Origin of the sequence: Microbacterium maritypicum (assembly GCF_041529975.1) — a bacterium.
In the GTDB taxonomy this organism is placed as follows: domain Bacteria; phylum Actinomycetota; class Actinomycetes; order Actinomycetales; family Microbacteriaceae; genus Microbacterium.
On the sequence record NZ_CP168030.1, the window covers coordinates 2,052,480 to 2,077,212 of the forward strand.

Genomic DNA, 24,733 nt, shown 5'->3' on the forward strand with positions numbered 1-24,733 from the left:
TCAGGGGACGAAGCACGCGGTGATGGCTTCGGTGTCGCCCAGTACCTCGGCGAAACCGTACGCGGCGTCGACATCCGTCAGCGTGCCGTCGCTCTCCGCGATCGCGCGCAGCGTCGAGTTGTCGAGCTCGGACTCGACGAGAAGGTCCGAGAGGCACGTGATCTGCGGCTCGGTGTAGCCCTCCGTGCCTTCGGCGGCCAGGATCGCGGTCAGTCCGACCGCCACCTCGGCCGAGGTGGGACGCGTGCCGTCGTCGGCGCCGTCCGTCCCGTCGGTCTCGCCCGGCTCGGTGGCTTCGATCGACGGCGAGGAGCTGGGCAGGTTGTTCATCTCTTCACTCGCGTTCTGGGCGATAGCGAAGAAGAAGACGAAGAACATCACGGCGCTGATGATGCCGCCGACCACGGAGAGGATCAGGCCGGCGATCCCCGGCCACTTCTTCCCCTTCAGGAAGAGCGAGATGAGGGAGACGATGAAGCCCGCGCCGAGGAGGATGAAGCCGATGAAGCCGATCAGCGGGATGAACGCCAGGATCGTGCCGACGGCCGACAGCCCGAGTCCGACGAGTCCGAGCACCGACGGCTTCTTCGGAGCTTCCGGCTCGGTCTGCACGTACGGGGCAGCTGCGGGATAGCCGGAGGCTGCGCCCGCGCCGGGGTATGCCGGAGCCGCGCCCGGGTAGCTCGACACGGGCTGTTCCGGCGTGGCCGTGGGGGAGTAGTCCGGCGCTGCCGGGGCCGCGTAGGCGGCCACGTCGTCGCCGAGCGGTGTGGTCGCGGCGGTCGGCGCCTCGGCGGAGGTGCGGATCACGGTGTCATCGGTGGACGGTGCCTCCGGTGCGTCATAAGAGGGCTCCTCGTCGACGGCGGGAGCGTCGGTCGCCGGTGTCTCGATTCCGGTCGACGCCTCGGCGGCATCCGGTGCCACCGGTGCCGACTCCGCATCGGCTGCGGCGGTCGCGTCCGGAGCGAAGTGCTCCGTCCACTGCTCACCGTCCCACCACCGCTGGCGTCCGCTGCCGTCGTCGTACCAACCTGCAGGTGTCGTGCTCATGGGTCCCCCTCGAAGACGATTCGGCCGCTCCATGGTGCGACCGCACCCTTATGTATAGCAGTGGCCGGTGACTTCGCAGGGAGTTCCTGATGGGGAGCAATCCCCATGCTCTCCGGATGCGGACGCGCCGGTGCGGGGTGTCGCTCGCGGTCAGCAGGAGGGGCGCGCTTAGGCTCGAACCGTCATGATTCGGTTCGAGAACGTCACGAAACGCTACCGCGGGACGTCGAAGCCCGCCCTCTCCGGTGTCGACTTCGAAGTGCAACGCGGGGAGTTCGTCTTCCTCGTCGGCGCCTCGGGCTCCGGCAAGTCCTCCTGTCTTCGTCTGATCCTGCGCGAAGACGTACCGACGGCAGGCCGCGTCGCCGTGCTCGGTCGGGATCTCCGCTCGCTCGCCAACCGCAAGGTGCCCTACTTCCGGCGCCACATCGGTTCGGTGTTCCAGGACTTCCGCCTCCTGCCGTCGAAGACGGTCTACCAGAACGTCGCCTTCACCCTGCAGGTGACCGGCTCTTCGCGCGGATTCATCCAGCAGGCAGTGCCCGAGGCACTCGCGCTCGTGGGACTCGACGGCAAGCAGAAGCGCATGCCGCATGAGCTGTCCGGCGGCGAGCAGCAGCGCGTCGCGATCGCTCGTGCCCTCGTCAATCGTCCGCAGGTGCTGCTCGCCGACGAGCCCACAGGCAACCTCGACCCTGCGACCTCCGTCGACATCATGCAGCTTCTCGCTCGCATCAACGCCGGCGGCACGACCGTGCTGATGGCTACGCACGAGGCCGGCTTCGTCGACCAGATGCAGCGCCGGGTGATCGAGCTGCGCGACGGCGAGATGGTGCGTGACGAGGTTCACGGCGGATACGGCGACACCTCCAACATCCCGCGCCTCGTGCCGGAGAAGGTGCGCGGTGCTGCCGCCGCAGCGGCGTTGACGGCGGTGCAGGAGGTCCAGCGTCAGACGGCGGACCTCTCCTCGGTCCGCGCTGCCTTGGCCGAGGAGCTCAGCTCCCAGCGGAAGGCCGCCGCAGACGAGCGCGCCTCGGATGCTCCGGCAGGTGCTCCGCAGAAGGCCGAACCCCCGCGCACGGTCGAGCCACCGGAGTCGAGCGCCGTCCCGGCGACCGGCGCCATCGCCGCTGTCGTGGAGCCGCCGACCGTCGTGGAACCACCGGCCGTCGTCGAGCCGCCGACCGTGACGGAGCCGCCGGCGGTCGTCCGACCGCGCACGCACCCGATCACCCTGCCCACCGTCGATGTCGCCGAGCTCGGAGTCGCAGATCGCCTCGGGCTCTCCGACGAAGACGACGAGGAAGTGGGCCCGACCTCATGAGAATCGGACTCATCCTGACCGAGGCCCTGGGCGGTCTCCGACGGAACATCTCGATGGTCATCTCGGTGATCCTCGTCACCTTCGTCTCGCTCACCTTCGTCGGCGCGGCGATCCTGATGCAGTCGCAGATCGGCGTCATGCGGGGTTACTGGGCCGAGCGTGCCCAGGTCGCCGTGTACATGTGCTCCGCGGTCTCGGAATCCGACACCTGCATCGACGGAGCCGCGAGCGAGGAGCAGGTGGCCGCGGTCCGGGCGCAGCTCGAAGGCGACGCGCTGGCACCGCTCATCAGCTCGCTGACCTTCGATACCAAAGAGGACACGTACGCCAAGCTCGTCGAGCAGCTCGGCGAGGACCAGGCGAGTGTGCTCACGCCCGACCAGGCATTCGAGGTCTTCTTCGTGACGATGAAAGACCCGGGGCAGTCGCAGGTGCTCGCCGAGGCATTCAGCGGCCAGGCCGGAGTGGAGCAGGTCAAGGATCAGCTCCAATACCTCGAACCGCTGTTCTCCGCTTTGACCGTCGCGACGTATATCGCCGTCGGCATAGCGGTGCTCATGCTGATAGCGGCGACCCTGCTGATCGGGACGACGATCCGGTTGTCGGCGTATGCGCGTCGCAAGGAGATCGGCATCATGCGCCTGGTCGGCGCTTCGAACCGGTTCATCCAGACACCGTTCGTGCTCGAAGGCGTGTTCGCGGCGTTCCTCGGCTCGGCTCTGGCCAGTGCCGCGGTCGTCGCCGGCATGCATTTCGGGGTGAACGGCTACCTGCGAGGCCGCGTCCCGTTCATCACGACCTGGGTGACGATGCAGGACGCGATGCTCGTCGTGCCGGTGCTGATCGGCATCGGCGTCGTCCTGGCCGCGTTGTCCGCCGGCTTCGCGATCAGGCGTTGGCTCCGTACCTGATATCCTGAAAGGCTGCTCGGTCGGAACGATCGATCGAGCTCATCACGGCAACAGGAGAGCATCATGCCCAGGGAACGCGGAGAGAAGGTCGTCGCGACCAATCGTCGCGCACGTCACGACTACACGATCGAGAAGTCGTACGAGGCGGGGATGGTGCTCACCGGCACCGAGGTCAAGTCACTGCGTCAGGGGCGCGCCAACCTCAGCGACGGTTACGCGTTCGTGAAGGGCAACGAGGTCTTCCTCGATTCGGTGCACATCCCGGAGTACTCCCAGGGGCATTGGACCAATCACTCGGCGAAGCGGATCCGCAAGCTGCTGCTGCATCGCGAGGAGATCGCCAAGATCGCGCATGCCGTCTCGGCGGGTGGATACACCCTGATCCCGCTGAAACTGTACTTCTCCGATGGGCGGGCGAAGGTCGAGATCGCCCTCGCCAAGGGAAAGCGCGAGTACGACAAGCGGCAGACCCTGCGCGAACGTCAGGACACCCGCGAGGCGGATCGTGCCATGCGCCTGCGCAATCGCGTGGGCGAGTAGCGACCGGTCGTCACAGCGTCGGCTCGAAGCCGAACACGCGGCCGAGGAAGATCAGTTCACGCTCGAGCGCGTCGATGATCGTGTCGGCACTGCGGAACCCGTGCCCCTCAGCGGGGTAGAGGACATACTCGTGGTTGACGCCTCGGGCGGCCAGCGCGTCTCTGATCGCCTCGGACTGCGAGGGCGGGACCACTCGATCTTCTCCGCCCTGCAGCAGCAGCACGGGGACTCCGATGCGATCCGCGTGGGTGAGTGGTGATCGTTCGACGTAGATGTGCTCGTACTCGGGGAGAGGCCCCACGAGACCGTCGATGTACGACGCCTCGAAGTCGTGCGTCTCGGCGACCAGCATCCGCAGATCGGCCACGCCGTAGCGGCTGATCCCCGCGGCGAAGGCCCCGCCGCGCACGAGCGCGGAGAGCACCGTCCAGCCGCCTGCGGATCCACCGCGGATGGCGATGCGGGACGGGTCGGCGAGGCCGGCATCCGCGAGGCCCTGTGCGGCGGCGATCACGTCGTCGACGTCCACGACGCCCCATCGGCGGTCCAGGCGTTCGCGGTAGGCGCGTCCGTAGCCGGTGGAGCCGCCGTAGTTGACGTCGAGCACGCCGATTCCCCTGCTCGTGTAGAACGCGTTGGCGGCGGAAGCCGCGCCGGTGACGTGCGCGGTCGGTCCGCCGTGCACCAGCACCACGTACGGGGGGAGCTCGTCGGCGGGGGCTGTCGCGTCGGGGTTCGCCGGGGGGTAGGCGAAGGCGTGCACGACTCCGTGCCTTCCGTCGACCTCGATCGGCACAGCGCGCGGCATCCATTCGGCATCGACGGGCTCACCTCCGCGCACGGCGACGGTCGCGCCGGAGTCCACATCGATGCACCACAGGCCGGCGGTCACGCCGGAGCCACTGCCGGAGAGCAGCACGCGCGACCCGTCCACATCGTCGATGCTCACATGGCCGTCGGCCGGGATATCGATCGGGCGTGCGGCACCGTCCGGTGAGATCAGGACGACTTCGTCGCGCCCGTTCGTGCGGACGGCGACGATCCGTCCGTCGGCGAGGGGGCGATACCAGCGGTTGCCGAGCACCCACAGCCCGTAGCCGGTGTCGGCATCGGTCGGGCTGAGCGCGCGCGGTGCGCCGACCGGCGAGACTCCGTCGAGTTCGATGCGATGCAGGCCCCAGCGGTCGTCCGGATCATCGGCGAACATCAGCTCCGTCTCGCTGAGCCACTCGGGCTGCAACGCCGCTCGAGTGGGGATCTCGTGCACGTCGCTGCCGTCGCTCTGCGCGATCCGCAGCTGCGAGGCCTCCCAGGGCATCCGTCCGCGGTTCCAGGTGATCCAGGCGACGCGGCCGCCGTCGGGCGAGAGTGCGGGGTGAGCGAAGAAGCCGTCGCCCTCGACGATGACTCGAATTCCGGACGCGTCCTCCGCGGCGGAGCCGTCGATCGGGATCTCGACGATCGCGCGGGTATGCGGCGCGGCCGACAGATCTTCGCGCACGGCGAGCAGACGGCCGTCTTGCACGCGGAGGCCTCCGTGCGATGGCCCCGCCGGTGTCAGCGGGACGGGCTCGGCACCGGCGACCAGTCGATGGACGCGCTGATCGCCGGCATCGACGAAGTACAGGATGCCCGTGGAATCGGCGGTCCATGCCCCGCCGCCGTACTCGTGTACACGGGAGCGAGCACTCCAGGGCGCCGGGAGCATCTCGGCTCCCGAGGAGCTTCGCACCGTGACCCGCCCCTTCTCGGCGGGCACGGATTCTCCCCACCAGATCTCGGAGCCGACGAAGCGCGCCCCGTCGATGCGCGGGGAGGATGCCGCGACGGAGGCTGCGGAGAACGGAGAGGGCCAGGAACCGTGAGGCGACGACATGCTCCGAGCCTATGGTCTGAACTCAGACGGCGCGCAGCACCGCCACGACCTTACCGAGCACCACGGACTCGTCGCCGAGGATGGGTTCGAAGGAGGAGTTTCGGGGGAGGAGCCAGGTGTGGCCGTCGCGACGGCGCAGCACCTTGACCGTGGCCTCGCCGTCGAGCATCGCGGCCACGATCTCGCCGTTCTCCGCATTGTTCTGCGAGCGCACGACGACCCAGTCGCCGTCGCAGATCGCGGCGTCGATCATCGACTCGCCCGAGACCTTGAGCATGAAGAGGTCTCCTTTGCCCACCAGTTGACGGGGGAGAGGGAAGATCTCCTCCACCTGCTGATCGGCGGTGATCGGCACGCCGGCGGCGATGCGACCGACCAGGGGCACGAGCGCCGCGTCGCCGACCGGAGTCGCCACGTCGGCGGGGTTCTCGCCGCTGGCGCCGGGGAGATCGATCAGGACCTCCATGGCACGTGTCTTGCCGGGGTCGCGTCGCAAGTAGCCGCTCAGTTCGAGTTGACCGAGTTGGTGGGTCACGCTCGACAGGGACTTCAGGCCGACGGCGTCTCCGATCTCCCGCATGCTCGGCGGGTAGCCGTGATGAGCGATGGAGTTCTGGATGACCTCGAGGATCGCCATCTGCTTGGGGCTCAGGCTCTTGCGGCGTCGCGTCCGCGGTGCCTCCGACTCGGGGGCCGAGTTCTCGCTCATGGTGCTCCTTAAGTCCGGTGTTCCGACGTCGCTCTTCGAATGTCGGAGGCCCGTGGTGTGGTGTTCTCATCGAAACCGTATCCGAGAAACGGCCCGATCTGGAAGATCTGTTCGAGCGTGTCGGCAGAATCGTGCATCCGGTTTCGAAGACAACTTGACAGATGTTCGAACTCGAAGATATCTTCGGTACGTAGCTTCGCATTCACGGCTCCCGGCCGAGACGCGAATGCGAACGCTACGCCAACTTCCCCGGCAGCTTCACCGCTCCGGGACAGGCTAAGGAGCACCACATGAGCAGCATCGGCTTCAGCACCGCGGCAGTCATTCCGGCGTCGACCCGTCCTACGACGCGACTCCGGCTGACCACGCGCGGTCGCGCCGTGCTGCTGGGGTTCGCCTCCGTGCCGCTCGCGATCGGCATCGCCTTCGCCGCACTCAGCGGTGGCAGTGCGATCGCCTCGGGCGCAGACACGGCAGCCGTCAGTGTCGAGACCGTGACCGTCATGCCCGGTGACACTCTCTGGTCGATCGCCACCGGTGTCGCCCCCGGCGCCGACCCGCGCGACGTCATCGGTGAGATCAGCCGCATGAACCTGCTGCGTGGCGGTGAGCTCCAGATCGGCCAGACGCTCGCCATCCCGGCCCAGTACGTGGACTGATCCCGTCGCGCCCGAGCTGCGGCAACTTTGCGTCATCGACTCGGGGCGCCGCTTAACATGGGAAGGGTGACCCTCTCCCTCAACGATCTCCCGCTACGCGACGATCTTCGCGGACTGACTCCGTACGGCGCTCCTCAGGCACCGCTCCCGATCGCCCTCAACGTGAACGAGAACACGCATCCCATTCCGGACGCGGTGGCGAGCGACATCCTCGACGACATCGCGCTCGCGATCCGTGATGTGAACCGTTATCCCGACCGGGAGTTCACCACTCTTCGCGAGTCGTTCGCAGAGTATCTGGGTCACGGCCTCACCCCGGAGCAGATCTGGGCGGGCAACGGCTCGAACGAGGTGCTCCAGCACATCCTGCAGGCCTTCGGCGGCCCCGGGCGCACGGCTTTCGGTTTCGCGCCGACCTACTCGATGTACCCGCTCATCGCGCAGGGCACGGGCGCGCGGTGGATCCCCGGGACGAGGCAGCCCGACTACACGATCACACCGGAGGAGGCAGCGGAGCAGGTGCGCACCGCGGACCCCGACGTGATCATCCTGTGCACCCCGAACAATCCCACCGGCACCCCGCTCGGCCTGGACGTCGTCGAAGCCGTCTACGAGGCGGCGCGGGGCATCGTGATCGTCGACGAGGCCTACCAGGAGTTCGCACCGCACGACGCGCCTTCCGCGCTGACACTCCTCGAGGGGCGCCCGCGCCTGGCGGTCTCCCGCACGATGAGCAAGGCCTTCGCCTTCGCCGGTGCGCGGGTCGGGTATCTGGCGGCAGATCCGACGTTCATCGATGCGTTGCGTCTGGTGCGCCTGCCCTATCACCTGAGCACGCTCACGCAGGCTGCGGCCGTCGCCGCTCTGCGCAACTCCGACGTGATGCTCGGCATGGTCGAGGAGATCGTCGAACAGCGCGACCGCATCACCGCGACCCTCGAGGCGCTCGGATATACGCCCCACGAATCCTGGTCGAACTTCGTCCTCTTCGGCGGCATCGCCGATCCGCGTGCGACATGGCAGCAGCTCTTCGACCGCGGCGTGCTGGTGCGTGATGTCGGCATCCCCGGTCACCTCAGGGTCAGCGCGGGCACCGAGGCCGAGACCACCGCGTTCCTCGATGCTCTGGCCTCGATAGGATCGGCATCATGAGCACCCCGTCATCGACCCCGCGCACCGCGAGCCGCGTGCGCAGCACGTCGGAGTCCACCGTCGAACTCGAGCTGAACCTCGACGGCACGGGGGCGAGCCGCATCGACACGTCGGTGCCGTTCTTCGACCACATGCTCACCGCTTTCGCGAAGCACTCGCTGACCGACCTGACCGTGCGCGCTTCGGGCGACACGGACATCGATGCGCACCACACCGTCGAAGACGTGTCGATCGTGCTCGGACAGGCGATCCTCGAGGCGCTGGGCGACAAGTCCGGCATCTCCCGCTACGGCGATGCGCTCGTGCCGCTCGATGAGGCGCTCGCGCAGGCGGTCGTCGACATCTCGGGTCGTCCGTACCTCGTGCACACCGGCGAGCCCGCCGGATTCGAGCACCACCTCATCGGTGGGCACTTCACCGGCTCGTTGGTGCGTCACTCTTTCGAGGCGATCACCTTCAACGCCGCGCTGACCGTCCACGTGCGTGTGCTGGGCGGCCGCGACCCGCACCACATCGCCGAGGCGGAGTACAAGGCTTTCGCCCGCGCGTTCCGCCAGGCAAAAGCACTCGATCCGCTGGTCGACGGGATCCCGTCCACCAAGGGTGCACTGTGAGCGCGAGTCCCCGCGTCGCCGTCTTCGACTACGAGTCGGGCAACGTCCACTCGGCTGTCAAGGCGCTGGCCGCTGCCGGCGCAGATGCCGTGCTGACGCGCGACCGCAAGGCCGCCCTGGAGGCCGACGGTCTCCTGGTTCCGGGCGTCGGCGCGTTCCAGGCGGTCCGTGACGCGCTCCACGCACACGGCGGCGACGAGATCATCGACCGGCGTCTGGCCGGCGGACGACCGGTGCTCGGGATCTGCGTCGGCATGCAGGTGCTCTTCGAGCACGGGGTCGAGCGCGGGCACGACACCGCGGGCCTCGGCGAGTGGCCCGGAGCGGTCACCGAACTCAACGCACCCGTGCTGCCGCACATGGGCTGGAACACCGTCGAGCCCGGCGCAGACAGCGTGCTCTTCCGGGGCCTGGAACATGAGCGTTTCTACTTCGTGCACTCCTACGCCGCCCAGTCCTGGGAGCTCGACGTCATCCCGCCGTTCCCCGAGCCCGTGCTGACCTGGACGACCTACGGCGACCCCTTCCTCGCCGCCGTCGAGAACGGTCCGCTCTCGGCAACCCAGTTCCACCCCGAGAAGTCGGGCGAGGCGGGCATCCAGCTCCTGCGCAACTGGGTCGGGAGTCTCTGACACCCATCGTGGACGTCATCCGTTTTGTCACCCGCTCTCCGGCGGACTACCCTCGGTTCTCGTGCCCGCTCCGGGCTGCAGACCTTCCCTAGCCAAGGACCCCATGAACGACTTCGCGCAGTCTCCCTCGCTCACGCTCCTTCCCGCGGTCGATGTCGCCGGTGGCAAGGCCGTCCGCCTCACCCAGGGCGAGGCCGGAACCGAGACGAGCTACGGCGACCCGCTCGACGCGGCAGGGGAGTGGGCCGCACAGGGCGCGAAGTGGATCCACCTCGTCGACCTCGACGCCGCTTTCGGCCGCGGGAGCAACGCGCCGATCCTGCGCAAGGTCATCAAGCAGTTCAAGGGCGTCAGCATCGAGCTCTCGGGCGGCATCCGCGACGACGCGACCCTCGAGGCGGCGCTCGAGAGCGGCGCCACTCGGATCAACCTCGGCACGGCCGCACTGGAGAACCCCGAGTGGGCCGCCGATGTGATCGGTCGTTACGGCGAAGCGATCGCGGTCGGCCTCGACGTGCGCGGTACCACGCTCGCCGCACGTGGTTGGACCAAGGAGGGCGGCGACCTCTGGGAGGTCCTCGAGCGCCTGGAAGACGCCGGATGCAGCCGCTACGTCGTCACGGACGTGACGAAGGACGGCACGCTTCGCGGCCCGAACCTCGAGCTCCTTCGCGAGGTGACCTCGCGCACACCGAAGCCGGTCGTCGCATCCGGGGGGATCTCCAACCTCGACGACATCGCCGCGCTCCGTGAACTCGTGCCGCTGGGCGTCGAGGGTGCGATCGTCGGCAAGGCCCTGTACGCCGGTGCGTTCACGCTGGCTGAGGCACTGGATGTCGCAGGAGACTGACGGCCACGCCTGCGGGCCCGAGTCGCACAACCACGGAGACTCGGCCGGTGTCCCCTGGGAGGGACGCAGCTTCGAGTCGAATCCGCACGCGGCGGACGACGGCTCGGCCGACCCGGCGCTGCTGGCCGCACTGCTGCGCTTCCGCGCCGGCGAAGGCAGTCAGGTGGAAGTCGTCGACGCTTTCCGCTCGGCTCGCGTGCTGATCCCTCTGATCGCCGAGAAGGGTGAGGAAGGCGTCGCGCCGAGCGGCCTCGCCGTCGACAAGACGCAGGAGCTGTCGATCGTCACGGTCGCGGCTCCCGACGGGCGGCGGGTGCAGCCGGTTTTCTCCTCCGTCGAGGCGATGCAGAAGTGGGATCCCACGGCACGCCCGATTCCCGTGGAGGCGCTCCGGGCGGCGCTGGCGGCGTCAGCCGAAGACACCGACCTGATCGTGCTCGACCCGACGGCCGACACGGAGTTCGTGATCCGGCGGCCGGCCGTCTGGGCGATCGCCCAGGAGCATGCCTGGGAGCCGAGCTTCCTCTCCACCGAGGTCTACACCGCGCTCCAGGAGAGTGTGGCCCACGAACTGGCCGTGATCGACGTGGCGGTGGCGTCCGGCGACCCCGACGCACGTCTGCGCGGCCCGGAGCTGATCGTGGTCCTGGAACTCGTCGACGGTCTGGAGCGCGAGGTGCTCGACGCCGTGCTCTCGCGTCTGGCTCAGCGCTGGGCGTCGGACGACCGCATCGCCGTCCTGGCGGACTCGCTCACGGTGAAGCTCCGCCGCAGCGTCTGAGCGCGCTTCGCTACGATCGGGGCATGTCCCGAGGTCTCCTGCGCGCCATCGCCGTCGTTGCTCTCCTCGGGGGCGCCGTTACCGGCAGCTCGGGCTGCGCGCTGGCTTGCCCCGCGATCGGATGGACGAACGCCGTCGCACTCGAGACCAGCGCCGTAGCGGGGGTGGTGGCGGTCCAGTTCTGCGTCGCGGGGGAGTGCTCACCGGCGCCGGGTACCGAGCCGACCTCATCGACCAACCTGTTCATCGTGACGCCTCAGGATGACGGGACGTGGGTGCTCGGGTTCGATATGTCGACGCCCGACGGCGTCGACATCCGCCTGTTCGACGCCCAGAACACGCTCATCCACGAGTCCGAGGAATCGATCTCGTGGACGCATTCGGATGAACCGTGCGGCGGCCCCTCGACCGCGGAACCGATCGTCCTCGAATCCTGAACTAGTTGACCGGCCCGGTCCACTTCTCGCCCGGACCCTTGCCGATGGGGTCGGGGATCGTCGATGCCTCGCGGAACGCGAGCTGCAGGGAGCGGAGCCCGTCGCGGAGCGAGCGTGCGTGCATGTCGCTGATCTCGGGGGCGCCGGCGGTGATGAGCCCGGCGAGGGCGTTGATGAGCTTGCGAGCCTCGTCGAGGTCGAGCTGTGCCGCCGCGTCGGGGTCGTCGGCGAGGCCGAGCTTGACGGCGCCGGCGCTCATGAGGTGCACGGCCGCCGTGGTGATCACCTCGACCGCGGGTACGTCGGCGATGTCTCGAGTGGCCGACGACGCAGCCTCCTCCTGACGTGCCCAGCGCTCTTCGCGCTCGCGTGCAGCCTCGTCCGGTGCCTGGTTCGTCACTTCGCCTTGCTTTCTGTTAGACTTTGGCGGGCTCCGGAGCGTCATGCTCCGGATCGAAAGAGGATTCACTTCCCACCCGCGCTTGCCGTTCAAGGCTACCGGGTCTTGCACTCCACCGGCTCCGTTCGCAAGACGGACCCGGCAGGCAGGGTGCGGAGCCGGCGTCTGAATGCCGGTGGGTGGGGACGATTCCGATTTCGCCCGTGATGCAGACAGCGTCCCGGTGGCCGAATCACATCGTCTAAGGAGTTCCGCATCAGCGATCCCCGTACCAATGAGCGCATCCGCGTCCCCGAGGTCCGCCTCGTCGGCCCCGCGGGTGAGCAGATCGGCGTCGTCCGCATCGAGGCAGCGCTGCGCCTCGCGCAGGAAGCCGATCTCGACCTCGTCGAGGTCGCCCCCAACTCGAAGCCGCCCGTCGTCAAGATCATGGACTACGGCAAGTTCAAGTACGAGGCCGCCCAGAAGGAAAAGGAAGCGCGCCGCAACCAGGCGAACACGATCCTCAAGGAAGTCCGCTTCCGTCTGAAGATCGAGGCTCATGACTACACGACCAAGCTGAAGCGCGCCGAGGGCTTCCTCAAGGCCGGCGACAAGGTCAAGGCCATGATCCTGTTCCGCGGTCGTGAGCAGTCGCGTCCCGAGCAGGGTGTGCGTCTGCTGCGCAAGTTCGCCGAAGACGTGGCCGAGCTCGGAACAGTCGAGTCGAACCCGACCATCGACGGTCGCAACATGGTCATGATCGTGGCTCCGCTGAAGAGCAAGTCCGAGGCCAAGCAGGAGCAGAACGCGGTTCGCGACGCACAGCGCGCGGCGAACAAGCAGGCATCCCGCGACGCCAGGAGCGATGCCGACGCACCGGCAGAAGCTGCCGCGGAGTAGATCCGCCCCAGAACTCCCGCACCGCGGGTTGACACCGTCGCCTGAGAAGGCGCCATACGAAGGAAGAGAAGATGCCGAAGCAGAAGACCCACTCGGGTGCTAAGAAGCGCTTCAAGATCACCGGCAGCGGCAAGCTGAAGAAGCAGCAGGCCGGGATGCGCCACAACCTCGAGCACAAGTCGAGCCGTCGCACCCGTCGTCTGAACCAGGACCAGGTGCTCTCGAAGGCTGACACCAAGGTCGCGAAGAAGCTTCTCGGCCGCTGACGCGCGCCCGAACGCACGAATAGGAACACAGGAAAATGGCAAGAGTCAAGCGGGCAGTAAACGCCCACAAGAAGCGCCGGGTCATCCTCGAGCGCGCAAAGGGTTACCGCGGTCAGCGTTCGCGCCTCTACCGCAAGGCCAAAGAGCAGGTCATCCACTCGCTGGTCTACTCGTACCGTGACCGTCGCAAGCGCAAGGGTGACTTCCGTCGCCTCTGGATCCAGCGCATCAACGCTGCGGCTCGCCAGAACGGCATCACGTACAACCGCTTCATCCAGGGCCTCGGCCTCGCGGGTGTCACCGTCGACCGTCGCATGCTCGCCGACCTCGCGGTCAACGACGCTGCCACGTTCACGACGCTGGTCGAGACGGCGAAGAAGGCTCTGCCCTCCGACGTCAACGCACCGAAGTCGGCTGCGTAAGCATCTCGCTTCCTACGGGCGTCTTCCTTCGGGGAGGCGCCCGTTTCGCGTATCCGGCACCCGCGGTGACCCTAGACTGTGAACGTGCTGGAGAACCCCCGTTCGCCCCGAGTCCGTGCTGTCGCGAAGCTGACCAAGCGCAGCGCGCGAACCGAGACGGGCCTGTTCCTTCTGGAAGGTCCGCAGTCGGTGCGTGAAGCACTCACGTATCGCCCGGAGGCGATCGTCGAGCTGTTCGCGACGCCGAGCGGGTGGGAGAAGCACCCGGACATCCGTGCCAAGGCCGCCGACGCCGACATCGACGTCGAGTACGTCACCGAGTACGTATTGAACGCGATGGCCGACACGGTCACTCCGCAGGGATTGGTCGCCGTCGTCCAGCAGACACCGACCTCGGTGCGTGACATCTTCGATGCCTCGCCTCGTCTCGTGGCGATCTGCGAAGAGGTGCGCGACCCCGGGAACCTGGGCACGATCATCCGCGCGGCCGATGCGGCGGGCGCGGATGCCGTCGTGCTGACCGGCCGGACCGTCGATCCGTACAACCCGAAGGTCGTGCGCGCCACGACCGGGTCGCTGTTCCACCTCCCGGTCTCGGTCGGGGGAGACCTCGCCGACGTCGTGAAGCGCGCGCACGCCGCGGGTCTGCGCATCCTCGCCGCCGACGTGAAGGGCGCCGATCTGCTGGAAGCCCGCGCGGACGGAGTGCTCGCCGAGCCGACCGGATGGCTGTTCGGAAACGAGGCGCGGGGTCTGGAAGACGATGCCCTCGCCTTGGCCGACCAGGTGCTGCGGCTGCCGATCTTCGGCAAGGCCGAATCCCTCAATCTGGCGACCGCTGCGAGCGTCTGCCTGTACGAGAGCGCCTTCGCACAGCGGGCGACCTCTGTCGGCTGACGTCCGGCCGACGAAGGAAGCGGGTCACAGGGTCGATGAGGATTCTGATCGTCGAAGACGACGACCGTGTCGCTGGGGCGCTCGAAGCATTCCTCGCGCGGTCGGGCTACGCGACCGTGCGCGCCTCCGATGGGGCGTCGGCGCTGGCTCTCCTCGGCGCTGACACCGAGGTCGTGCTCCTCGATCTGGGACTCCCCGACATGGACGGCGTCGACCTGTGCCGCCGCATCCGCGGACGCTCCGAGGTTCCGATCATGATCGTGACCGCGCGCAACCAGGTCGCCGAGCGCATCAAGGGACTGCGTGCCGGCGCCGATGACTTCGTGGTGAAGCCCTATGACGTGCATGAGCTTCTGGCCAGGATCGAGGCCGTGACCCGGCGTTCGCGGCCGATGCGCCCGGATTCCGACGCGCGGGTGCTGCTCCTCGGGGGCTCGCTGGAGATCGACCTCGTCGGGCGGCAGGTCCTGGTCGACGGTGCGCCGATCGAGCTCACCCGCAAGGAGTTCGACATCATCGCGGTGCTCGCACGCTATCCGGGTGTGGCGGTTCCGAAGGAGCGTCTCATCCGTGAGGTGTGGAACACGGACTGGCGGGGCTTCGGGCATTCCCTCGAGGTGCACGTCGGGGCGATCAGGAAGAAGACCCGATCCCGCGGTGTGATCGAGACCGTGCGCGGCGTCGGCTACCGTCTCGTGGGGTCCTGAGCCGTGCGTCGACGTCTGGTCATCGTCTTCCTCGTCCCGCTCGTGGCGATCCTGGTCGCTCTGGGCGGTGCGGCCGGATGGAGTGCGGCCCGGAGCGTGCAGCAGTCGTTCTACACGCAGCAGCTCGGCGACCTCGGCTACTTCATCACCAGCGCGCGTCAAGCGCTTCGATCGGGCAGCGCGGCGGTGATCGATGCCGAGGTCGTCCGTTTCGAGGAGGTGTACGGCATCGAGGTGACGGTCTTCGATCTCGGCGGTGCCCCCTGGGCGGCGGGGGAGCATGGCTCGACCGTGCTCGCGGAGGAGGACGCGGAACGGGTGCGGCTGGCGCTGTCCGGGCGACGCGCCGAGCAGCCGGCGGCCGTTTTCCCCTGGACGGTGGCGGATGCCGCGCTGGCGGAGCCGGTCTTCGACGACGGCGACGTGATCGGGGCCGTGCTGGTCGCCGGAGATGTCGACGCCCCCCGGGCCGCGATCGTGCAGCAGCTTCTGATCATCTCCGCCATCGCGCTGGTGCTGATCGCGCTGGGCGTGCTGCTCGTCTTCCGGCTCGCCCGATGGGTGCTGTCCCCGGTGAGGCGGTTGGACGAGGCGATGGTGGCCATCGAGCGGGGCGAGATGGACGCGCGTGTCCCCGAGGATGCCGGGCCACCGGAGCTCCGCCGCATGGCGCAGGTGTTCAACGGCATGGCCGACGAGATCGAGCGCGTCATGACGCGACAGCAGGAGTTCGCGCTGAACGCCTCCCACGAGTTGCGCAACCCGCTCAATGCGCTGCTCCTGCGCGTGGAGCACCTCGCGACCGGGCTCGGGCGGGAGTGGCGCGACGACGTGGAGGAGACGAGGGAGGAGGGGCGTCGGATGACGCGGATCCTCGAGACACTGCTCGGCCTCGCACGCGGCGGGCGCGTGGACACCACGATCTCCGCCGTCGACCTCGCGACTCTGTCCGCCCGCCGTCTCGAGGCCTGGCGCGACGTCGCCGGGCAGCGGGGGATCGCCCTGCGTTCGGCGGGGGACCCGTCGGTGATGAGCGTGACCGACCGGACGGTCGTGGAGAGCGCGCTGGACGCCGTGATCGACAACGCCGTGAAGTTCTCGCCGGACGGTGCGTGGATCGGCATCGGAGCGCATCGCGAGGGAGACGTCTGTCGGATCACGGTCCGCGATCATGGTCCGGGGCTGTCCGCCGAGCAGGCGGCGGCGGCGACGGACAGGTTCTGGCGGAGCGCCGAGAGCGCGGACACGCCGGGCTCCGGACTCGGACTCGCGATCGCGAGCGACCTGCTGGCGACGGTCGGCGGCGAGGTGGCGGTGGCAGCGGCCGACGGCGGTGGACTCGAGGTCGTGCTGCTGCTCCCCGACAGGACGACCCCATGATGGCCGTTGGGCGGCGGGTGGTCGCCGGAATCCTCTCGGTCCTGCTGCTCGGGGCGCTCACCGCATGCAGCCAGCGCGCGAGCGAGTGGACCGACGCCGAGTACGCGATCGCGGCGGGCGGCCCCACGGGGGTCTACTACGACTACGGGAGCCATCTCGCCGAGGCGCTCTCTGCAGACCTGGACATCAGGATCGTCGGGCAGGAGACGGCCGGGTCCGTGGACAACCTGCTGCGCGTGGAGTCCGGTGAGGCGCTGCTGGGCTTCGCGCAGGGCGATGCGGCAGCCGATGCCGTGGCGGGAACCGGCGCCTTCGACGCGCCCCTCCAGGTGCGGGCTCTGGCGCGTCTCTACGACGAGTACGTGCAGGTCGTCGTGCGCGGAGACTCCGACATATCGAGTCTCCCGGAGCTGGAGGGGCGCACCGTGTCGCTCGGTGCGGAGAACTCCGGGGTGAACGTGATCGCCTCACGCGTCCTCGACACCGCCGGCGTCGGCATCGGGTCCGTCCGCGATCCCCAGCTCGACCTCGGGGAGTCGATCGCCGCGATGGAGCGCGGCGAGATAGACGGGTTCTTCTGGGTGGGTGGGCTGCCGACACCGGGAATCGCGGCGCTCTCGCAGACCATGTCCGTGCGCCTGCTCCCGATCGAGCAGGATTGGGTGAACGAGGTGAACGACCGCTACTCGGATGCCTATCGACCCGCCGATGTCCCCGCCGGCACCTACGGCATCGCTGCCTCGGCGCCGACCATGGCAGTGCCGAACTACCTCGTCACGAGTTCCTCTACCCCGGACGGCGTCGCGCGCGACATCCTGACCGGACTGTTCGATGCCCGCTTGCGGATCGCGGGGGAGGTCCCGACCGCCGCGCTGCTGGATCGTCGATCGGCGATCTTCACCGGCCCGGTTCCGTTGCATCCGGGCGCGGTCGAGTACTACCGGGACCTGCGCGGCTGACTGCTCAAGAAATCCTCAAGAAGTCTGACACCGGGCCCTCGGCTCTGCCAGTGTGAGGTCGATCGCGCGCGATCGGATCCTGCAGCTCCGCTGTCGCTGGGGGGCGAGGCCGCAGGACGATCCCGCGGCCCGTGGGGGCGGGCCGTGGGGTACCCGTGCAAAGCAGCATTGGTACCGCGATCAGGTGATTACGAACGTGTAAATCTCACCGAGGCGCCTGGAGACCCGCGTCCGACGTGGCTAGTTTGGAGAAATGATGACCTCTGATACACCCCTCGTCGTGGTCGAGAACGTCCAGAAGCACTACGGAGATTTCCAAGCTCTCGCCGACATCGACCTCACGGTCAACTCGGGAGAGGTCGTCGTCGTGATCGGCCCGTCCGGGTCCGGCAAGTCGACCCTGTGTCGCACGATCAACCGACTCGAGACGATCACCAGCGGCACGATCCGCATCGACGGCAAGGAGCTCCCCGCCGAGGGCAAGGGCCTCGCACACCTCCGTGCGGACGTCGGCATGGTGTTCCAGTCGTTCAACCTGTTCGCCCACCTCACGATCCTCGAGAACGTGACCCTGGGACCGATGAAGGTCCGGGGCCTCAAGAAGGCGGATGCCGAGAAAGAGGCGATGATCCTGCTCGAGCGCGTCGGCGTCGCACAGCAGGCATCCAAGCTTCCCGCGCAGCTCTCCGGCGGCCAGCAGCAGCGTGTGGCGATCGCCCGGGCGCTCGCGATGCAGCCCAAGGTGATGCTCTTCGACGAGCCGACCAGCGCGCTCGACCCCGAGATGATCAACGAGGTCCTCGACGTCATGGTCGAGCTGGCTCACGAGGGAATGACCATGATCGTCGTCACGCACGAGATGGGCTTCGCTCGGAAGGCGGCCGACCGTGTCGTCTTCATGGCCGACGGGCGGATCGTGGAGGAGGCGACTCCGGAGGAGTTCTTCACGCACCCGAAGAGCGACCGTGCCAAGGACTTCCTCTCGAAGCTCCTCACGCACTGACGCCCGACCACACTGACGCCCGACCACACAGACCCTGCACACACAGCACACGAAGGAGACGCACATGCGACGCACACGGACACTGGCAGGCATCGGAATCGCAGCGGTGGCACTGCTCGCGCTCACGGCCTGCAACAGCGGCACGCCGTCGAGCTCGGGGGCCCCGGAAGACGGCGGCGAGGAGGAGACCTCCGGCACGCCGTGGACGGTCCTCGAGGATGTCAGCATCGACGGGAGCCCGACGTTCGATCGGATCTCGTCCTCCGGCACGATCAAGGTCGGAGTGAAGGAAGACCAGCCCGGCCTCGGCTACCTCGACCCGGTGACCGGAGACCGCACCGGTTTCGACGTCGACATCGCCCGCTGGATGGCGGCATCGCTCGGCGTCGACCCGGAGACGATCGAATTCACGGCGATCGCCTCGGCGAACCGCGAGCAGGCGATCGTGAACGGCGACATCGACTACTACGTCGGCACCTACTCGATCACCGACAAGCGCAAGGAGCAGATCTCCTTCGCCGGTCCGTACTTCCTGACCGGACAGGGCCTCCTCGTCGGAGCCGACAGCGACATCGCGAGCGTCGACGACCTGAGCGACTCGACCACGGTGTGCTCGGCGACCGGCTCGACGCCGATCCAGAACATCAAGGAGAACTACCCCGACGTCCCGACCAAGGAGTACGACACGTACTCGAAGTGCGTCGAGGACCTCAAGAACGGGCAGGTCGACGCCGTCACCACCGACGAGGCGATCCTCATCGGTTACGCGGCGCAGGACCCGGAGAAGCTGAAGGTCGTCGGCGAGCCGTTCAGCGAGGAGCGCTACGGCATCGGACTCGCCAAGGGCGATGACGCGCTGGCCGAGTACTTCAACACCCAGCTGACCGACGGTGGCGACATCTGGCAGCAGATCTTCGACAACAACCTCGGTGCCTCCGGCGTCAAGGCGACGCAGCCTGAGGTCGACCCGATCGGTTGATCGCATGGGGGCGGCCGACACCATCGGCCGCTCCCATCCGTCAGCAGGGCCATCGCGAGAACACGAATCGACAGGAGCAGCCGTGGGAGTCATCAGCGACCACCTCGATCTCTGGGGTGAAGCACTGTGGGGAACGATCGTGCTGTTCCTGGGCGGCGGCCTCATCGCCCTGGTGCTGGGACTGATCGTGGGAGCGGCACGGGTGTCCCCGGTGCCGATCGCCCGCGCAGTCGGGGGCATCTACGTCAACTGGATCCGTAACACCCCGCTCACCCTCGTGATGTTCTTCTTCGCGTTCTGCCTGCCGATCCTTCTCGGCGAGCGGGTCAACTCCCTGCTGCTCGCAGTCATCGCACTCGGGCTCTACACCGCGACCTACGTCGCCGAGGCTCTGCGCGCCGGCATCAACACGGTGCCGGTCGGGCAGGCCGAGGCAGCGCGAGCGATCGGTCTCAACTTCGGTCAGGTCATGCGCTACGTCGTCCTGCCGCAGGCCACGCGCTCGGTGGTCCCGCCGATGATGAGCGTCCTCATCGCCCTCATGAAGAACACCACGGTGGCGGCCGGCTTCTCGGTCGTCAATCTCGGCACCATCCGCGCGGCACTCAGTGAGCGCGGCGAGAACGCGCTCGTCGTCCTGCTGTGGGTCATGGTCATCTTCGTGGTCCTGGTGCTGCTGCTTGCCTGGGTGCAGCGAACGCTCGAGAACAAGTGGAGGATCGCGCGATGAGTTCCGTCCTGTTCGACGTCCCCGGCCCCCGTGCCATCGCCCGCAACCGCCTCATCGGAGTCGCGACGGTGCTCGTCGTCCTCGCCGTGCTCGGCTGGGTCGTGTGGCGGCTGTTCGCCACCGGGCAGTTCACCGCAGAGAAGTGGAACATCTTCACGTTCTCCGCCGTCTGGGTCCGTTTCGGCGAAGGCCTGCTGGCCACGCTGGCCGCCTTCGGGGCCGCCGGCGTCGGTTCGATCATCCTCGGCTTCGTGCTCGGCATCGGTCGTCTCTCGGAGCATGCCTGGGTGCGTGAGCCGGTCCGCTGGATCATCGAGGTGCTGCGGGCCGTGCCCGTCCTCGTGCTCATGATGCTGCTGTACTACGGCCTTCCCGTGCTCGGCGTGAAGATGCCGCCCTACTGGGCGGTCGTGATCGCGCTCATCGTCTACAACGGGTCGGTGCTCGCCGAGGTGCTGCGGGCCGGCATCGAGTCGCTGCCCCGCGGACAGTCCGAGGCGGGATACGCGATCGGACTGCGCAAGACCGGGGTGATGTACTTCATCCTGATCCCGCAGGCCGTGCGGGCCATGATGCCCGTGATCATCGCGCAGCTCGTCGTCGCGCTGAAGGACACTGCGCTCGGGTTCATCATCACGTACCAGGAACTCCTCTACGTGATCAACCAGATCGGCAACCAGGCGCCCTACGGCTCCCCGTTGATCCCCGCCGCGATCATCGGCGGATCGATGTACGTGGCCGTGTGTCTCCTGCTCTCCTACGTCGCCTACCGCCTGCAGCGTCGCGCCAAGCGCTCGCCGAAGGCCGGACCCGCAGTGCCCGATCCCCGTCAGCACGGCGGCGAGACGAACACCTCGCTCATCGTGCTGCAGGGGGACGGGGCCGAGCCGACGCGCTGATCAGCGAAAGGGACCCACGCGCCCCCGGTAGACTCGATTCTCGTGTCAGAGTCTCCTGAAATCACCCCGGAAGCGGTCGAAGCCGCTGTCGCCGACGCCCTCGCGGCGATCGCCGCAGCCGCCGACACCGCCGAGCTGAAGGCGGCTCGCGCCGCACACGTCGCGGAGGGTTCGCCGCTCGCGGTCTTGAACGCCTCGATGCGCCAGGTCGCCCCCGAGAACAAGGCCGCGTTCGGCAAGCTCGTGGGGCAGGGGCGCGGGCAGGTGACGCAGGCGCTCGCATCCAAGGAGGCCGAGCTGGCCGCAGCTGAGGTCGCTGCGCGTCTCGAGTCCGAGCGCGTCGACATCACGGCGGTGCCCTCGCGCACGCGGGTCGGCGCCCGGCACCCGCTCATGCTGCTCCAGGACCAGGTCTGCGACATCTTCGTCGGCATGGGCTGGGAGATCGCGGAGGGACCGGAGCTCGAGCACGAGTGGTTCAACTTCGACGCCCTGAACTTCGACGTCGACCACCCTGCCCGCCAGGAGCAGGACACGTTCTACGTCGACCCGCCCTCGCGCCACCTCGTCATGCGCACGCACACGAGCCCGGTGCAGGTGCGCTCGATGCTCGACCGCGACGTGCCGATCTACGTGCTGTGCCCGGGGCGCGTGTACCGCACCGACGAGTTCGACGCCACGCACCTGCCGGTGTTCACCCAGTTCGAGGGTCTCGTGATCGACAAGGGCATCACGATGGCGCACCTCAAGGGCACGCTCGACCACTTCGCGAAGCAGCTGTTCGGCCCCGAGGCCGAGACGCGCTTCCGCACCAACTACTTCCCCTTCACCGAGCCCTCCGCCGAGCTCGACCTGTGGCACCCGACCTTCAAGGGCGGCGCGCGCTGGATCGAGTGGGGCGGCTGCGGCATGGTCAACCCGAACGTGCTGCGCGCCGCCGGGATCGACCCCGAGGTGTACAGCGGCTTCGCGTTCGGCATGGGCATCGAGCGGGGACTGATGTTCCGCAGCGATGTGCAGGACATGCGCGACATGGCCGAGGGTGATGTCCGTTTCAGCGAGCAGTTCGGGATGGTGGTGTGATGCGCGTCCCGCTTTCGTGGTTGCGTGAGTACGTCGATCTGGCAGTGGATGCCACGCCGGAGGATGTCCTCGCGGCGCTGGTGACCGTCGGCTTCGAAGAGGAGGACGTGCACCGCTTCGAGATTTCGGGCCCGGTCGTCGTCGGCCAGGTCGTCTCGATCGAGGCCGAGCCGCAGTCCAACGGCAAGACCATCAACTGGTGCCAGGTCGACGTGGGCGAGGAGAACGGCGGCATCCGCGGGATCGTCTGCGGTGCGCACAACTTCGTCGCCGGCGACAAGGTCGTAGTCACCCTCCCCGGCGCCGTGCTGCCGGGGCCGTTCCCGATCGCCGCCCGCAAGACCTACGGTCACGTCTCCGACGGCATGATCGCCTCGGCGCGCGAACTGGGCCTGGGCGACGAGCACAACGGCATCGTCGTGCTCTCCGACCTCGGCATCGATGCGCCGGTCGGCGCCGACGCGATCGCGCTGCTGGGCCTCGACGACGTCGCGGTCGAGATCAACGTCACCCCCGACCGCGGCTACGCTTTCTCCCTGCGCGGGGTGGCCCGCGAGTACGCGCACGCCACGGGGGCGGCCTTCCGCGACCCGGCGGAGCGCGACTTCGCGGAGCTGCAGCCCGGCACCGGACACACGACCGTGGTCGATGACGTCGCCCCCGTGCGTGGCCGCGTCGGCGCGAGCGAGTTCGTGACCCGCGTCGTGCGCGACGTCGACCCCTCACGTCCGACTCCGCCGTGGATGATCGCGCGGCTCAGCCTCGCGGGCATGCGCTCGCTGGGCATCCTGATCGACATCACCAACTACGTGATGCTCGAACTGGGGCAGCCGCTGCACGGCTACGACCTCGACAAGCTCGCGGGCGGCATCACGGTCCGCCGCGCCGCCCCCGGCGAGAAGATGACCACCCTCGACGGCGTCGAGCGCGCGCTGCACGTCGAAGACCTGCTCATCACCGACGGGTCCGGCCCGATCGGCCTCGCCGGCGTCATGGGCGGCGGAACGACCGAGATGAGCGAGACCACGCGCAACGTGCTCATCGAGGCGGCGAACTTCGACCCGATCACGATCGCCCGCACCGCGCGTCGACACAAGCTGCCGAGTGAGGCCTCCAAGCGCTTCGAGCGCGGTGTGGACCCGCTCATCCCGTTCGTCGCCGCGCGCCGTGCAGCCGACCTGATGGTCGAGCTCGCCGGGGGCACGCTGACCGAAGAGGGCGGTGCGCTCTTCGCCGAGGTCTTCGTCGAAGCGATCGATCTCCCCGCGGGCTTCGTGCAGGGACTCATCGGCGTCGACTACACCGACGACGAGATCACCGGTGCGCTCACCACGATCGGCGCGGATGTCACCGCCTCGGAGGAGGGCTCCGGCTGGACCGTGATCCCGCCGACCTGGCGCCCCGACCTCACCGACAAGTGGACGCTCGCCGAGGAGGTCGCCCGTATCCACGGCCTCGACCGCATTCCCTCCGTGCTGCCGACGCCGCCATCCGGTCGTGGGCTCACCGCACATCAGCAGGGACGCCGCCGCGTGGCCGACGCGCTGGCCGCCGCCGGCCTGGTGGAGACTCCGTCCTTCCCGTTCACCACGGAGGTGCAGAACGACCTCCACGGCTCCGCCTCGGGAGAGCACCTGCCGAGCATCCGGCTGGCGAACCCGCTCGACGGGCAGGCTCCGTTCCTGCGCCGCTCGCTCATCCCCGGTCTGCTGCAGACCGCGCATCGCAACATCTCGCGCGGCCTCACCGATCTCGCGATCTTCGAGACGGGTGCCGTGTTCCTTCCGGAGCCGGGCGTCGAGTACGGCACCGACGAGGTGCCGCCGCTGGGTGAGCGCCCGTCCGATGCGACACTCGCGGCATTGAACGCCTCGATCCCGCCGCAGCACCGGTTCGTCTCGGCGCTGCTCACGGGCCACGTTGTACCGCGTCAGCCCGGACGCCCCGCAGAAGCCGCAGGTCTGGCCGAGGCGCTGGATGCCGTCCGTGTGATCGCGGCGGCCGCCGGCGTCGAGATCGACGTGGTCCAGGCTGAGCGTGCAGCTCTCCACCCGGGACGCACCGGGTCGCTGCGCGTCGCCGGCGAAGAGGTCGGCTATGTCGGCGAGCTGCACCCCAGGGTGGCTGAGGGGGCGGATCTGCCCGGGCGCGCGACCGTGTTCGAACTCGACCTCGACCGCATCCTGACGCTCGCGGGCGGTCGGGTCGTCGCGGCATCGCTGTCGACGTTCCCCGCGGCGACGCAGGACGTCTCGCTCACGCTCCCCGCGGACGTACCGGCCGCCGACGTGCAGGCCGCACTCGCCGAGGGCGCGGGTGCGCTGCTCGAATCGGTGCGACTGGTGGACGACTACCGCGGCGAAGGTGTGCCGGAAGGCTCGAAGAGCCTGACCTTCGCACTGCGCTTCCGCGCCGACGACCGCACGCTCACGGCAGCCGAGGCCACCGAGGCCAAGCTCGCCGGTGTGGAGGTCGCGGCCCAGCGCTTCGGAGCCGCACTGCGCGACTGAACCGTCTCCGCGGAAGCCCTGATCTGCTCTGAGCGGAAGGGCTTCCGCGGGTGCCGCGTTCCTGGTGACATGGGT

Annotated in this window: 27 protein-coding genes; 23 read left to right on the plus strand and 4 right to left on the minus strand. The window is 68.4% G+C overall.

The features are described 5' to 3' along the window. On the minus strand, nucleotides 1-1,053 hold the full coding sequence (locus ACCO44_RS09990) for a DUF2510 domain-containing protein (protein WP_372466461.1): 1,053 nt from the start codon (nucleotides 1,051-1,053) through the stop codon (nucleotides 1-3). Nucleotides 1,054-1,237: 184 nt separating this feature from the next. On the opposite strand from ACCO44_RS09990, the gene ftsE reads away from it, so the two are divergent. The 3 genes from ftsE (at nucleotide 1,238) to smpB (ending at nucleotide 3,831) form a co-directional block, all read left to right on the plus strand. After that, complete coding sequence (gene ftsE / locus ACCO44_RS09995) at nucleotides 1,238-2,380, plus strand: cell division ATP-binding protein FtsE (RefSeq protein WP_372466462.1); 1,143 nt, start codon at nucleotides 1,238-1,240, stop codon at nucleotides 2,378-2,380. Continuing rightward, a complete protein-coding gene (gene ftsX, locus ACCO44_RS10000; RefSeq protein ID WP_029262498.1) occupies nucleotides 2,377-3,291 on the plus strand; it encodes a permease-like cell division protein FtsX in 915 nt (304 codons plus the stop codon). Before ftsE ends, ftsX begins: the two co-directional genes overlap by 4 nt. 63 nt (nucleotides 3,292-3,354) lie before the next feature. After that, nucleotides 3,355-3,831, plus strand: a complete 477-nt coding sequence (smpB, locus tag ACCO44_RS10005) for an SsrA-binding protein SmpB (RefSeq protein ID WP_021199784.1) — start codon at nucleotides 3,355-3,357, stop codon at nucleotides 3,829-3,831. Nucleotides 3,832-3,841: 10 nt separating this feature from the next. Here smpB and ACCO44_RS10010 read toward each other — a convergent pair whose 3' ends face one another. Both ACCO44_RS10010 and lexA read right to left on the minus strand, forming a co-directional pair. Beyond that, nucleotides 3,842-5,707, minus strand: coding sequence for a prolyl oligopeptidase family serine peptidase (locus tag ACCO44_RS10010; RefSeq protein ID WP_372466463.1), 1,866 nt, complete (start codon nucleotides 5,705-5,707; stop codon nucleotides 3,842-3,844). 22 nt (nucleotides 5,708-5,729) lie between these two features. Continuing rightward, nucleotides 5,730-6,416, minus strand: coding sequence for a transcriptional repressor LexA (gene lexA / locus ACCO44_RS10015; protein WP_029262496.1), 687 nt, complete (start codon nucleotides 6,414-6,416; stop codon nucleotides 5,730-5,732). Between the two features lie 290 nt (nucleotides 6,417-6,706). Between lexA and ACCO44_RS10020 the strand changes: the two genes are divergently transcribed. The 7 genes from ACCO44_RS10020 (at nucleotide 6,707) to ACCO44_RS10050 (ending at nucleotide 11,541) form a co-directional block, all read left to right on the plus strand. Beyond that, nucleotides 6,707-7,075: a LysM peptidoglycan-binding domain-containing protein gene (locus tag ACCO44_RS10020; protein ID WP_029262495.1), complete on the plus strand. Its 369-nt coding sequence runs from the start codon at nucleotides 6,707-6,709 to the stop codon at nucleotides 7,073-7,075. Nucleotides 7,076-7,141: 66 nt separating this feature from the next. Then, a complete protein-coding gene (locus tag ACCO44_RS10025; RefSeq protein ID WP_036303599.1) occupies nucleotides 7,142-8,227 on the plus strand; it encodes a histidinol-phosphate transaminase in 1,086 nt (361 codons plus the stop codon). Next, on the plus strand, nucleotides 8,224-8,841 hold the full coding sequence (hisB, locus tag ACCO44_RS10030) for an imidazoleglycerol-phosphate dehydratase HisB (RefSeq protein ID WP_029262493.1): 618 nt from the start codon (nucleotides 8,224-8,226) through the stop codon (nucleotides 8,839-8,841). The genes ACCO44_RS10025 and hisB overlap by 4 nt, the downstream gene beginning before the upstream one ends. Next, nucleotides 8,838-9,473, plus strand: a complete 636-nt coding sequence (gene hisH, locus ACCO44_RS10035; RefSeq protein ID WP_262002624.1) for an imidazole glycerol phosphate synthase subunit HisH — start codon at nucleotides 8,838-8,840, stop codon at nucleotides 9,471-9,473. The genes hisB and hisH overlap by 4 nt, the downstream gene beginning before the upstream one ends. A 103-nt stretch (nucleotides 9,474-9,576) precedes the next feature. Further along, nucleotides 9,577-10,323 (plus strand): bifunctional 1-(5-phosphoribosyl)-5-((5-phosphoribosylamino)methylideneamino)imidazole-4-carboxamide isomerase/phosphoribosylanthranilate isomerase PriA, encoded by a 747-nt coding sequence (gene priA / locus ACCO44_RS10040; protein ID WP_029262491.1) that lies wholly within the window; start codon nucleotides 9,577-9,579, stop codon nucleotides 10,321-10,323. Further along, nucleotides 10,307-11,104, plus strand: coding sequence for an SseB family protein (locus ACCO44_RS10045; RefSeq protein WP_029262490.1), 798 nt, complete (start codon nucleotides 10,307-10,309; stop codon nucleotides 11,102-11,104). The genes priA and ACCO44_RS10045 overlap by 17 nt, the downstream gene beginning before the upstream one ends. Before the next feature lie 23 nt (nucleotides 11,105-11,127). After that, on the plus strand, nucleotides 11,128-11,541 hold the full coding sequence (locus ACCO44_RS10050) for a hypothetical protein (protein ID WP_372466464.1): 414 nt from the start codon (nucleotides 11,128-11,130) through the stop codon (nucleotides 11,539-11,541). A gap of 1 nt (nucleotide 11,542) precedes the next feature. On the opposite strand, the gene ACCO44_RS10055 is transcribed toward ACCO44_RS10050, so the two are convergent. Continuing rightward, nucleotides 11,543-11,941, minus strand: coding sequence for a DUF1844 domain-containing protein (locus ACCO44_RS10055; protein ID WP_029262488.1), 399 nt, complete (start codon nucleotides 11,939-11,941; stop codon nucleotides 11,543-11,545). Between the two features lie 231 nt (nucleotides 11,942-12,172). On the opposite strand from ACCO44_RS10055, the gene infC reads away from it, so the two are divergent. The 13 genes from infC to pheT all read left to right on the plus strand — a co-directional run bounded on the left by infC (nucleotide 12,173) and on the right by pheT (nucleotide 24,658). Next, nucleotides 12,173-12,823 (plus strand): translation initiation factor IF-3, encoded by a 651-nt coding sequence (infC, locus tag ACCO44_RS10060; RefSeq protein ID WP_372469396.1) that lies wholly within the window; start codon nucleotides 12,173-12,175, stop codon nucleotides 12,821-12,823. Between the two features lie 71 nt (nucleotides 12,824-12,894). Next, complete coding sequence (rpmI, locus tag ACCO44_RS10065) at nucleotides 12,895-13,089, plus strand: 50S ribosomal protein L35 (protein WP_017828564.1); 195 nt, start codon at nucleotides 12,895-12,897, stop codon at nucleotides 13,087-13,089. Between the two features lie 35 nt (nucleotides 13,090-13,124). Next, entirely contained in the window at nucleotides 13,125-13,511 is a 387-nt protein-coding gene (rplT, locus tag ACCO44_RS10070) for a 50S ribosomal protein L20 (protein WP_029262486.1), read from the plus strand. Nucleotides 13,512-13,595: 84 nt separating this feature from the next. Continuing rightward, nucleotides 13,596-14,408 carry an RNA methyltransferase gene (locus ACCO44_RS10075; RefSeq protein WP_262002626.1) on the plus strand — a complete coding sequence of 271 codons (813 nt, stop codon included), beginning with the start codon at nucleotides 13,596-13,598 and terminating at the stop codon, nucleotides 14,406-14,408. A 35-nt stretch (nucleotides 14,409-14,443) separates the two neighbouring features. Next, complete coding sequence (locus ACCO44_RS10080; RefSeq protein ID WP_105710843.1) at nucleotides 14,444-15,115, plus strand: response regulator transcription factor; 672 nt, start codon at nucleotides 14,444-14,446, stop codon at nucleotides 15,113-15,115. Between the two features lie 3 nt (nucleotides 15,116-15,118). Continuing rightward, entirely contained in the window at nucleotides 15,119-16,495 is a 1,377-nt protein-coding gene (locus tag ACCO44_RS10085; RefSeq protein WP_029262483.1) for a HAMP domain-containing sensor histidine kinase, read from the plus strand. Beyond that, nucleotides 16,492-17,454 carry a TAXI family TRAP transporter solute-binding subunit gene (locus tag ACCO44_RS10090; protein WP_372466465.1) on the plus strand — a complete coding sequence of 321 codons (963 nt, stop codon included), beginning with the start codon at nucleotides 16,492-16,494 and terminating at the stop codon, nucleotides 17,452-17,454. Before ACCO44_RS10085 ends, ACCO44_RS10090 begins: the two co-directional genes overlap by 4 nt. A gap of 253 nt (nucleotides 17,455-17,707) precedes the next feature. Beyond that, nucleotides 17,708-18,457: an amino acid ABC transporter ATP-binding protein gene (locus ACCO44_RS10095; protein ID WP_372466466.1), complete on the plus strand. Its 750-nt coding sequence runs from the start codon at nucleotides 17,708-17,710 to the stop codon at nucleotides 18,455-18,457. A 64-nt stretch (nucleotides 18,458-18,521) separates the two neighbouring features. Continuing rightward, a complete protein-coding gene (locus ACCO44_RS10100; RefSeq protein ID WP_029262480.1) occupies nucleotides 18,522-19,436 on the plus strand; it encodes a glutamate ABC transporter substrate-binding protein in 915 nt (304 codons plus the stop codon). Between the two features lie 82 nt (nucleotides 19,437-19,518). Then, nucleotides 19,519-20,166, plus strand: coding sequence for an amino acid ABC transporter permease (locus tag ACCO44_RS10105; RefSeq protein WP_029262479.1), 648 nt, complete (start codon nucleotides 19,519-19,521; stop codon nucleotides 20,164-20,166). Further along, a complete protein-coding gene (locus ACCO44_RS10110; protein WP_029262478.1) occupies nucleotides 20,163-21,065 on the plus strand; it encodes an amino acid ABC transporter permease in 903 nt (300 codons plus the stop codon). The genes ACCO44_RS10105 and ACCO44_RS10110 overlap by 4 nt, the downstream gene beginning before the upstream one ends. A gap of 42 nt (nucleotides 21,066-21,107) precedes the next feature. Further along, nucleotides 21,108-22,148, plus strand: a complete 1,041-nt coding sequence (gene pheS / locus ACCO44_RS10115) for a phenylalanine--tRNA ligase subunit alpha (RefSeq protein WP_372466468.1) — start codon at nucleotides 21,108-21,110, stop codon at nucleotides 22,146-22,148. After that, a complete protein-coding gene (pheT, locus tag ACCO44_RS10120; protein ID WP_372466469.1) occupies nucleotides 22,148-24,658 on the plus strand; it encodes a phenylalanine--tRNA ligase subunit beta in 2,511 nt (836 codons plus the stop codon). The genes pheS and pheT overlap by 1 nt, the downstream gene beginning before the upstream one ends. The last annotated feature ends 75 nt before the right edge of the window (nucleotides 24,659-24,733 follow it).

Bases quoted from the DNA above. Each gene is read 5' to 3' on its own strand.
- ACCO44_RS10050 (WP_372466464.1), top strand. From the start codon at position 11,128: ATGTCCCGAGGTCTCCTGCGCGCCATCGCCGTCGTTGCTCTCCTCGGG.
- ACCO44_RS10045 (WP_029262490.1), top strand. From the start codon at position 10,307: ATGTCGCAGGAGACTGACGGCCACGCCTGCGGGCCCGAGTCGCACAAC.
- ACCO44_RS10110 (WP_029262478.1), top strand. From the start codon at position 20,163: ATGAGTTCCGTCCTGTTCGACGTCCCCGGCCCCCGTGCCATCGCCCGC.
- rpmI (WP_017828564.1), top strand. From the start codon at position 12,895: ATGCCGAAGCAGAAGACCCACTCGGGTGCTAAGAAGCGCTTCAAGATC.
- ACCO44_RS09990 (WP_372466461.1), bottom strand. From the start codon at position 1,053: ATGAGCACGACACCTGCAGGTTGGTACGACGACGGCAGCGGACGCCAG.
- ACCO44_RS10080 (WP_105710843.1), top strand. From the start codon at position 14,444: ATGAGGATTCTGATCGTCGAAGACGACGACCGTGTCGCTGGGGCGCTC.
- ACCO44_RS10095 (WP_372466466.1), top strand. From the start codon at position 17,708: ATGATGACCTCTGATACACCCCTCGTCGTGGTCGAGAACGTCCAGAAG.
- ftsX (WP_029262498.1), top strand. From the start codon at position 2,377: ATGAGAATCGGACTCATCCTGACCGAGGCCCTGGGCGGTCTCCGACGG.
- priA (WP_029262491.1), top strand. From the start codon at position 9,577: ATGAACGACTTCGCGCAGTCTCCCTCGCTCACGCTCCTTCCCGCGGTC.
- rplT (WP_029262486.1), top strand. From the start codon at position 13,125: ATGGCAAGAGTCAAGCGGGCAGTAAACGCCCACAAGAAGCGCCGGGTC.
- pheT (WP_372466469.1), top strand. From the start codon at position 22,148: ATGCGCGTCCCGCTTTCGTGGTTGCGTGAGTACGTCGATCTGGCAGTG.
- ACCO44_RS10090 (WP_372466465.1), top strand. From the start codon at position 16,492: ATGATGGCCGTTGGGCGGCGGGTGGTCGCCGGAATCCTCTCGGTCCTG.
- ftsE (WP_372466462.1), top strand. From the start codon at position 1,238: ATGATTCGGTTCGAGAACGTCACGAAACGCTACCGCGGGACGTCGAAG.
- hisB (WP_029262493.1), top strand. From the start codon at position 8,224: ATGAGCACCCCGTCATCGACCCCGCGCACCGCGAGCCGCGTGCGCAGC.
- ACCO44_RS10020 (WP_029262495.1), top strand. From the start codon at position 6,707: ATGAGCAGCATCGGCTTCAGCACCGCGGCAGTCATTCCGGCGTCGACC.
- smpB (WP_021199784.1), top strand. From the start codon at position 3,355: ATGCCCAGGGAACGCGGAGAGAAGGTCGTCGCGACCAATCGTCGCGCA.
- lexA (WP_029262496.1), bottom strand. From the start codon at position 6,416: ATGAGCGAGAACTCGGCCCCCGAGTCGGAGGCACCGCGGACGCGACGC.
- ACCO44_RS10010 (WP_372466463.1), bottom strand. From the start codon at position 5,707: ATGTCGTCGCCTCACGGTTCCTGGCCCTCTCCGTTCTCCGCAGCCTCC.
- ACCO44_RS10100 (WP_029262480.1), top strand. From the start codon at position 18,522: ATGCGACGCACACGGACACTGGCAGGCATCGGAATCGCAGCGGTGGCA.